The sequence below is a fragment of the uncultured Metabacillus sp. genome, assembly GCF_947503125.1.
In the GTDB taxonomy this organism is placed as follows: domain Bacteria; phylum Bacillota; class Bacilli; order Bacillales; family Bacillaceae; genus Metabacillus.
In genome coordinates this window covers 1-7,819 of sequence record NZ_CANNCR010000103.1, presented here as the reverse complement: position 1 = coordinate 7,819, position 7,819 = coordinate 1, and the positions used below count along the sequence as shown (strand labels likewise).

The 7,819-nt window shown below is 35.1% G+C and carries 14 protein-coding genes and 1 pseudogene; all 15 read left to right on the top strand.

The annotated features are described in order from the left end of the window. Window positions 1–69: 69 nt before the first annotated feature. Window positions 70–624 (top strand): annotated as a pseudogene (locus tag Q1B07_RS25660) (MBL fold metallo-hydrolase); the annotation flags it as partial. A gap of 42 nt (window positions 625–666) precedes the next feature. After that, entirely contained in the window at window positions 667–1,443 is a 777-nt protein-coding gene (locus Q1B07_RS25655; protein ID WP_299095375.1) for a sulfite exporter TauE/SafE family protein, read from the top strand. Window positions 1,444–1,738: 295 nt separating this feature from the next. Next, window positions 1,739–2,038: a class I SAM-dependent methyltransferase gene (locus tag Q1B07_RS25650; RefSeq protein WP_299095373.1), complete on the top strand. Its 300-nt coding sequence runs from the start codon at window positions 1,739–1,741 to the stop codon at window positions 2,036–2,038. Window positions 2,039–2,164: 126 nt separating this feature from the next. Beyond that, entirely contained in the window at window positions 2,165–2,296 is a 132-nt protein-coding gene (locus Q1B07_RS25645) for a hypothetical protein (RefSeq protein WP_299095371.1), read from the top strand. 12 nt (window positions 2,297–2,308) lie between these two features. Then, window positions 2,309–2,698 (top strand): DUF302 domain-containing protein, encoded by a 390-nt coding sequence (locus Q1B07_RS25640; RefSeq protein ID WP_299095369.1) that lies wholly within the window; start codon window positions 2,309–2,311, stop codon window positions 2,696–2,698. Between the two features lie 135 nt (window positions 2,699–2,833). Continuing rightward, window positions 2,834–3,217, top strand: a complete 384-nt coding sequence (locus tag Q1B07_RS25635) for a hypothetical protein (protein WP_299095367.1) — start codon at window positions 2,834–2,836, stop codon at window positions 3,215–3,217. A gap of 160 nt (window positions 3,218–3,377) precedes the next feature. Continuing rightward, window positions 3,378–3,638: a metal-sensitive transcriptional regulator gene (locus tag Q1B07_RS25630; RefSeq protein WP_096186344.1), complete on the top strand. Its 261-nt coding sequence runs from the start codon at window positions 3,378–3,380 to the stop codon at window positions 3,636–3,638. An 81-nt stretch (window positions 3,639–3,719) separates the two neighbouring features. Beyond that, window positions 3,720–3,947 carry a sulfurtransferase TusA family protein gene (locus tag Q1B07_RS25625; protein WP_096186345.1) on the top strand — a complete coding sequence of 76 codons (228 nt, stop codon included), beginning with the start codon at window positions 3,720–3,722 and terminating at the stop codon, window positions 3,945–3,947. Window positions 3,948–4,008: 61 nt separating this feature from the next. Further along, the gene (locus Q1B07_RS25620) at window positions 4,009–4,488 is read left to right on the top strand and encodes a DsrE/DsrF/DrsH-like family protein (RefSeq protein ID WP_299095357.1); all 480 of its coding nucleotides are present in this window, start codon (window positions 4,009–4,011) and stop codon (window positions 4,486–4,488) included. Between the two features lie 26 nt (window positions 4,489–4,514). Beyond that, the gene (locus tag Q1B07_RS25615) at window positions 4,515–4,883 is read left to right on the top strand and encodes a rhodanese-like domain-containing protein (RefSeq protein WP_299095354.1); all 369 of its coding nucleotides are present in this window, start codon (window positions 4,515–4,517) and stop codon (window positions 4,881–4,883) included. Window positions 4,884–4,896: 13 nt separating this feature from the next. Then, entirely contained in the window at window positions 4,897–5,187 is a 291-nt protein-coding gene (locus Q1B07_RS25610; protein WP_299095352.1) for a rhodanese-like domain-containing protein, read from the top strand. 58 nt (window positions 5,188–5,245) lie between these two features. After that, on the top strand, window positions 5,246–5,821 hold the full coding sequence (locus tag Q1B07_RS25605; RefSeq protein WP_299095349.1) for a sulfurtransferase TusA family protein: 576 nt from the start codon (window positions 5,246–5,248) through the stop codon (window positions 5,819–5,821). 46 nt (window positions 5,822–5,867) lie between these two features. After that, on the top strand, window positions 5,868–6,263 hold the full coding sequence (locus tag Q1B07_RS25600) for a DsrE/DsrF/DrsH-like family protein (RefSeq protein ID WP_299095347.1): 396 nt from the start codon (window positions 5,868–5,870) through the stop codon (window positions 6,261–6,263). A 48-nt stretch (window positions 6,264–6,311) separates the two neighbouring features. Then, complete coding sequence (locus Q1B07_RS25595; protein ID WP_299095344.1) at window positions 6,312–7,439, top strand: MBL fold metallo-hydrolase; 1,128 nt, start codon at window positions 6,312–6,314, stop codon at window positions 7,437–7,439. A 34-nt stretch (window positions 7,440–7,473) separates the two neighbouring features. Beyond that, the gene (locus Q1B07_RS25590; RefSeq protein WP_096186353.1) at window positions 7,474–7,701 is read left to right on the top strand and encodes a sulfurtransferase TusA family protein; all 228 of its coding nucleotides are present in this window, start codon (window positions 7,474–7,476) and stop codon (window positions 7,699–7,701) included. Window positions 7,702–7,819: the final 118 nt, after the last annotated feature.

The window sequence follows — 7,819 nt, the reverse complement described above, 5'->3', positions numbered from 1 at the left end:
CGCTTGACTATCTAAGTCCCATTGAATATAAAAATATTCACCTTAAAAAAAGTGTCTAGTTTAGTGTTGACATACCACTATCTCCCCCCGAAGGATGCAGGGGAAGTAGTATTTGAATTTAACCCAATCAATGATGGGGATGAAATAACAGTTGGTAACTCAAAAGTTAAGGCAGTATACTCTCCGGGGCATACAATTGGAAGTACCTCATTTATTATTGATAATGCATATTTATTGACCGGAGACATATTGTTTGTAGATTCTATTGGGCGTCCAGATTTAGCAGGTAAAGCAGAGGACTGGGTCGGTGACTTAAGAAATACCCTGTATGGTACTTATAAAGAACTAGCAGATGATTTAGTTGTTCTTCCTGCACACTACATGGGTGTAGATGAAATGAACGAAGATGGAAGTGTGTCTAAAAAATTAGGTGTTTTATATCAAGTAAACCATGGATTAAATATACAAGACGAAAGTGAATTTAGGAGAGCAGTCACAGAAAATTTACCTCCGCAACCAAACTCTTACGAAGAAATAAGGCAACTTAATATGGGGAATTTAAAACGTCCAGAAGAGGAACAGGGTGAAATGGAAATAGGGCCAAATCGCTGCGCAATTCGCTAGAGGGATTTGATTCTTAAACAAAATAAATTGGAGAATAAATCAATGGATGTTCAGTTGATAATTACACTTTTTCTAATCGGGTTTACTGGTTCTTTTATATCTGGGGTGGCTGGTATTGGTGGGTCTATAATCAATTACCCAATGTTGTTATACATTCCTCCCTTAGTTGGCGTTGGTATGTTTAGTTCACATGAAGTAACAGGAATAACTGGAGTACAGGTATTTTTCGCTACCATTGGTGGTGTTTTAGCCTATAGAAAAAGTGGGTATTTACATGTGTCACTAATCATTTATATGGGAGTCAGTGTACTAATAGGAAGTTTAATTGGTGGTTTTGGTTCGAGAATGATGGAAGAGCAAGCAATCAATATCATTTATGGGATTTTAGCACTCAGTGCAGTTGCTTTAATGTTTATTCCCACTAAAGGTAGAGAGGGAAAGGATGATGAAATTCCAGTTAACAAGAGTTTAGCATCCTTTTTGGCTTTTATTGTCGGAGTTGGAGCAGGAATAGTTGGGGCTGGTGGAGCATTTCTTCTTGTTCCAATCATGTTGGTCATTCTAAAAATACCTTCACGTGTAACAATTGCATCTTCATTAGCAATAACTTTTATTTCATCCATTGGGGCAACTATAGGGAAGGTTGCCACGGGACAGGTCTTATTTTTTCCTGCTTTAATAATGGTAATATCAAGTTTGGTTGCTGCGCCACTTGGTGCACAAGCAGGGAAAAAAGTAAATACCAAAGTCCTTAGATGGATTTTGGCATTACTAATTGGTGGTACTTCAATTAAAATTTGGACTGACATCCTATTTTAGGAAGCGTTATTACTTTCAATATATGTCTCCAAAGATGGATGATATTCTTTTTGGTAATGACCTTCCGAGCAGTATTTAATCACAGAAGCACTAAGTATGCTTGATTTTTTAGTGTTTAACGCCTTTTTGCAATTGGGGCATTTTTCAGTTAGAAAGACTTTTAGGAACTTCATTGGTTTATCACTCCATATGTTTAATCTTGTTAAAACCTATTTGATTACTGTGAATTATAGCATAAAAAGTTTTATTTTTATGTATAATCCTTTGTAATACTTCTTGGAAAGGTATGATGATATTGGCAGGACATCGGTTTAAACCTGATAAAGCAGATAAGTTATTAGATCCTAAACGTAGAGAATTGGTTTCACCTGAACAAGTCGTAAAAGAATTAAAGGTTAAAAAGGAAAATATAATTGCTGATTTAGGGGCAGGTAATGGTTTCTTTACCATTCCATTAGCAAAGGCAACTGAACAGGAAGTTTATGCTGTTGATATTGAGGAAAAAATGTTAAACCTCTTAAGGGAAAATGCTAATTCTGAAAAAATTGGCAATATCCAATACTACAAGGTCGTCATTCAACCGTATATCCTCTAGGTCACTAAGGCCCTTGTCGCCTTCGTAGTACATGAAATTCCTAATTTAAAAAAGGCTCTTGGAGAATTCAAAAGGATACTAAGACCAAACGGAACTCTACTTATTCTTGAATGGGAAGCCATTGAAATGGAAATGGGACCACCATTACATGAAAGGATCTCCTCAGGTAAAATGAAAGATATTTTAATTGAAAATGAGGTTGAGCCTTCAATTGTTCATTTTAGTGAAGCCGTTTATGGAGCCATTATCAATATATAAGGAGGAAAAGTCATGCAATTTGATTATACTGTTGAAACTAAGGATAATATCCAAACAGCCATATCTTCATTGGAGGAAACCTTAAAAGAAGAGAAGTTTGGTGTGCTATGGGAATTTGATATTAAAGGAAAGTTACAAGAAAAGGGATTAGAATTTAATCAGGATTATAAAGTCTTAGAAGTATGTAATCCACAAGAAGCCCAACGAATACTTAGTGAAAATCAGATGGTTGGGTACTTTCTACCTTGTAAAATTGTTGTTTATTCTGATCAGGGAAAAACAAAAATTGGTATGCCGAGGCCTACAGCATTAGTGAGTATGGTGAATGACGATAAGATAAAGGAACTTGCCAAGGATATCGAGCACCGTTTAATTGGGTGCATTGATAAGAGTATCGTATGAAATAAAAATAAGAAATTGAAATGAAGGAGATGTAACACCAGTTTATATCTCCTTTTTATTTGACAATATACTATAGGGGGTATAAAATATGACTTGTTAATTGCTCCTTGTCAAATAAGGGAGAGTGTGAGTATCTTGATGAATTTTGTTTTTATATTATTAGGTATACCTATCTTGATAGGTTTATATAATAGATACATTCCTGTTCTGGGTATGTCATATCTTGAAATAAGGGATATTAGTAAGAATAGTAGTAGGATAATAATTGATATTAGGGATTATAACGTTACCTATAAACAACCAATAAAAGAAGCAATTAACATTCCAGTTGGTTATTTAAATAGATATTATGAGGACATTCCTCATCAAACGATCCACCTAATATCGTCAAATGCTTTGGAGAAAAATATTGGAACTCGTATATTACGCAAAAAAGGATTTAAAGTAGTAAGTTATTCGTTATGCGAAGAGATATGTGATGAGAGTTACAATCGTAATAACATAGAGCAGTTTTGTTAAGGTTTAGATGTTAGGTAGAAAAATAAACATTGCCTTGTTGACAATATACCTAGTAGGGTATATAATTATTTTATCAAATCACAAACCTAGTTTCAACAATGGCTAGAAACGTATGAATAAAAGGATTTTGCTTATATTATAAAGAAATCGAGGTGACACTATGGAATATGATGTTCAGACGAAAAATCGTTTAAAAAGAATTGAAGGTCAAATAAGAGGTATCTTACGGATGATGGAAGAACGCAAAGACTGCAAGGATATCATTACTCAGTTGTCTGCAAGTAGAACAGCAATTGACCGTACAATCGGAGTTTTAGTGAGTACCAATTTGATTGAGTGTGTTAGAAAAGCAGAAGAAAATGGGGAAAATAGTGATGATTTGGTAAAAGAGGCTGTTAACATGCTTGTAAAAAGCAGATAGTAAAAAGGTTGACATCCTTTTTTATTTAGAATACCATATACCTATACGGGTATAGGTGATTGAATTTAAGGAGGAATATTAATGAGAGTAGAAAAAGTTTTAGACGCAAAAGGGTTAGCGTGTCCGATGCCTATTGTTAAGACAAAGAAGGCAATAAATGAAATTGAATCAGGCCAAGTATTAGAAGTTCATACAACAGATAAAGGTGCTAAAAGTGACTTAACGGCTTGGGCAAAATCTACTGGACATGAATTACTGGATTATAGAGAAGAGAATGATGTACTTATCTTCTTGATCAAGAAAGGCTAAATTTTTTTACAACAAAATATACCCATTTGGGTATTTTGAGTATAAACGAGGAGGAATTACAATGTCAGATAAAAAGAAAACAACGATTGTTCTATTTAGTGGGGATTATGATAAAGCGATGGCAGCCTATATTATCGCCAATGGTGCAGCCGCTTATGATCATGAGGTAACCATTTTCCATACATTCTGGGGACTAAACGCACTTAGGAAAGATCAGCAAGTACTTGTGAAAAAAGGATTTTTAGAAAAAATGTTTGGTAAAATGATGCCACGTGGTGCTGATAACATGGGACTTTCTAAAATGAACTTTGCGGGAATCGGTCCAAAAATGATAAAACATGTCATGAAAAAGCACAATGCTATGCCACTTCCACAACTAATTGAAATGGCACAGGAGCAAGATGTGAAGTTAATTGCATGTACTATGACAATGGATCTCCTTGGATTACAAAAGGATGAGTTAATTGATGGACTCGATTACGCAGGAGTTGCTGCTTACATTGGTGACGCAGAGGAAGGCAATATCAATCTATTTATCTAATAGACAATTAGACTTGGAGGAGTTCGATGGATTTCTTTAGTGTAGATGTCATCATTATATCTATGGTTGTTATATTCATCATTATACGTTTTATCCCGGTTAAGGGGGTAAAACAAATTGATACAAATGAATTAAAAGAGTTATTGAAAAATAAGGATCCTCAATTCGTTGATGTGCGTACACAAGGAGAATTTAGTCGTTACCATATTCAAGGATTTAAAAATATTCCGTTACAACAACTCTCAAAGAAGGCAAATATGTTGAATAAAAACCATGAGGTTGTTGTCATTTGCCAAAGTGGAGTGAGGAGTAAAAAGGCTAGTAAAATGTTAAAGAAGATGGGGTTTAAGAAAATAATAAATGTAAAAGGTGGAGTAAGTACTTGGAGAGGATAAGGAGATTTTATTAATGAAAGAATATTCTACAACACAAGTTCAGGGTTTACTTGGTGAAGGTTTAAATCTAATTGATGTTCGTGAAGCCCACGAAGTTGCACAAGGTAAAATTCCCGGAGCAGTAAACATTCCGCTTGGATTATTGGAATTTCGTATGAATGAATTAGAAAAACCCAAAGAATATATAATTGTGTGTCGTTCTGGTGCTCGAAGTGCCCAAGCAACAAAGTTCCTTGAAAGTCACGGTTTTAATGTGATCAACATGTCTGGTGGAATGCTAACATGGGAAGGTCCAATAGAATAAAATTTTTTAAAGAAACTAATACCCTAATGGGTAAATTAAATCAGGAGGTTGTTTTAACATGGAAATGATAAAAACTGATTTTGTTTTAGATGCAAAGGGATTAGCGTGTCCAATGCCTATTGTAAAAACTAAAAAAGCAATAAATAATCTAGAGGCTGGTCAAGTACTAGAAGTTCAAGCAACGGATAAAGGTTCAAAGGCAGATATTAAAGCATGGTCAGAAAGTTCAGGTCATCAATATTTAGGGACAGTAGAAGAGGGTGATGTGTTGAAGCATTATCTTCGTAAAAAAAGTGGAGAAGAAAAGTTAGAAAAGAAACATCCACATGTCATTAGTAACGATGAATTAGATCAAAAACTTTCATCCAAAGAGGATTTGATTGTGCTAGATGTGAGGGAGCATGCTGAGTACGTGTTTAGTCACATTCCGAAGGCAAAATCGATTCCGCTTGGTGAATTAGAGAATCGATTAGATGAATTAAATCCTGAAACTCCAATTTATGTAGTGTGTCGAACTGGAAATCGAAGTGATCTAGCAGCACAAAAACTTACTGACAAAGGATTTAAGAAAGTAGTAAACGTTGTACCCGGTATGAGTAATTGGGAAGGTCAAACTGAAAAAGCAGTAGATTAGTAATTTAAGGGGAAAAGAATATCAAAAAGAATCAGGAGGGTTTGTAATGGCAAAAAAAGTAGCAATTATTGCAAGTAATGGTGGACTGTTTGATGCGTATAAAGTATTTAACATTGCGACGGCCGCTGCGGCAACAGATCAAGAAGTGGCAATTTTCTTTACCTTTGAAGGATTGAACCTCATTCATAAGGAAGGATATAAACAACTTCCAGTGCCAGAGGGAAAAGAACATTTTGTAGAAGGTTTTTCAAAGGCAAATGTACCTTCCATTCCAGAATTAGTGGAAATGTCAAAAGAATTGGGTGTTACGTTCATTGGATGTCAAATGACAATGGATGTAATGGGATTAGAGAAAGATGCATTTATTGATGGAATTGAGGTTGGTGGAGCCGTAACGTTCCTAGAATTTGCTAAAGATGCTGATGTAACATTAACATTTTAATTAATTTATATTTTTTTAGCCAAAACTATACTATAGGGGGTATTCAAGGTGGCTTTAATTGAAATGACTTCAAGAGAAGTGACACAAAAAGTAATCAATCAAGAAGAATTATTTATTTTAGATGTTCGGAATGAAAGTGATTTTAATGATTGGAAAATTGAAGGTGCAAACTTTAATTACTTAAATGTACCATATTTTGAGTTATTAGATGGTGTAGAAGGTATTTTAGATAAACTTCCTTCAGACAAAGACATTTTAGTTGTATGTGCAAAAGAGGGTTCATCTATCATGATTGCTGATATGCTTTCTGAAGAAGGGTTAGAAGTGGCCTACTTAAAAGGTGGTATGAAGGCATGGAGCGAACACTTAGAGCCTATTAAAGTGGGGAACTTAAAAGATGGAGGAGAGATGTATCAATTTGTTCGTATTGGAAAAGGTTGTCTATCATACATGGTCGTTTCAAATGGTGAGGCAGCAATTATCGATGCAACAAGAATGATTGATATCTATACTAAGTTTGCTGAAAACATTGGTGTAACGATTACACATGTATTTGATACACATTTACATGCGGATCACATTTCAGGCGGTAGAGCAATTGCAGAAAAAACAAACGCAACCTACTGGTTGTCTCCGAAGGATGCAACAGAAGTTACATTTGAGTATCAACCGTTAGAAGGTGGCACCGATGTAACTATCGGTAATACAACAATCAATATTCATGCTTTATATTCTCCGGGCCATACCATTGGATCAACGTCTTTTGTTGTCGATGAAAAGTATTTACTTTCAGGTGATATCTTATTCATTGATTCCATTGGTAGACCAGATTTGGCTGGTAAGGCAGAAGATTGGGTAGCCGATTTAAGAGAAAGTCTTTACACACGTTATAGAGAACTATCAGAAGAACTTGTTGTTCTTCCAGCCCATTTTATGATCATTGACGAACTAAATAAAGACGGTAGTGTTTCTGGAAAATTAGGCACTCTCTTTGAAAAAAACCATGGTTTAAACATTGAAGACGAGAATGAATTTAGAAAATTAGTGACGGAAAACTTACCGCCACAACCAAATGCATATCAAGAAATCCGTGAAACAAACATGGGTATAATTAGTCCAGATGATGAAAAACAACGTGAAATGGAAATCGGACCAAACCGTTGTGCCGTTCGATAGGAGAAAATAAGAATTTATTAGGAGGATTTTTAACATGAAGATAGCAAAAGTACTAGACGCAAAAGGTTTAGCATGCCCAATGCCTATTGTAAAAACAAAAAAGGCGATCAATGAACTAGAGTTAGGCGAAATTTTAGAAATTCATGCAACAGATAAAGGGGCAAAAAGTGACCTTGCTGCATGGGCGAAGTCAGGTGGTCATGAATTACTAAAAGATTCAGAAGACGGTGATGTTCTAAAGTTCTGGATTAAAAAAGGTTAAATCATAAAAGAAAAGGGAACCAACTTGGTTCCCTTTTCTATAATAGGAGCCATTCCTGTAATGAAGAAATTTGAGGATTGAAACAAAAAGAGCCCTCTTGGTATAGTACGAGGTGTCC

Excerpts from the sequence above, each read along its gene's own strand:
- Q1B07_RS25610 (WP_299095352.1), top strand. The coding sequence starts at position 4,897 with ATGAAAGAATATTCTACAACACAAGTTCAGGGTTTACTTGGTGAAGGT.
- Q1B07_RS25620 (WP_299095357.1), top strand. The coding sequence starts at position 4,009 with ATGTCAGATAAAAAGAAAACAACGATTGTTCTATTTAGTGGGGATTAT.
- Q1B07_RS25615 (WP_299095354.1), top strand. The coding sequence starts at position 4,515 with ATGGATTTCTTTAGTGTAGATGTCATCATTATATCTATGGTTGTTATA.
- Q1B07_RS25625 (WP_096186345.1), top strand. The coding sequence starts at position 3,720 with ATGAGAGTAGAAAAAGTTTTAGACGCAAAAGGGTTAGCGTGTCCGATG.
- Q1B07_RS25630 (WP_096186344.1), top strand. The coding sequence starts at position 3,378 with ATGGAATATGATGTTCAGACGAAAAATCGTTTAAAAAGAATTGAAGGT.
- Q1B07_RS25590 (WP_096186353.1), top strand. The coding sequence starts at position 7,474 with ATGAAGATAGCAAAAGTACTAGACGCAAAAGGTTTAGCATGCCCAATG.
- Q1B07_RS25600 (WP_299095347.1), top strand. The coding sequence starts at position 5,868 with ATGGCAAAAAAAGTAGCAATTATTGCAAGTAATGGTGGACTGTTTGAT.
- Q1B07_RS25645 (WP_299095371.1), top strand. The coding sequence starts at position 2,165 with ATGGAAATGGGACCACCATTACATGAAAGGATCTCCTCAGGTAAAATG.
- Q1B07_RS25605 (WP_299095349.1), top strand. The coding sequence starts at position 5,246 with ATGGAAATGATAAAAACTGATTTTGTTTTAGATGCAAAGGGATTAGCG.
- Q1B07_RS25640 (WP_299095369.1), top strand. The coding sequence starts at position 2,309 with ATGCAATTTGATTATACTGTTGAAACTAAGGATAATATCCAAACAGCC.
- Q1B07_RS25655 (WP_299095375.1), top strand. The coding sequence starts at position 667 with ATGGATGTTCAGTTGATAATTACACTTTTTCTAATCGGGTTTACTGGT.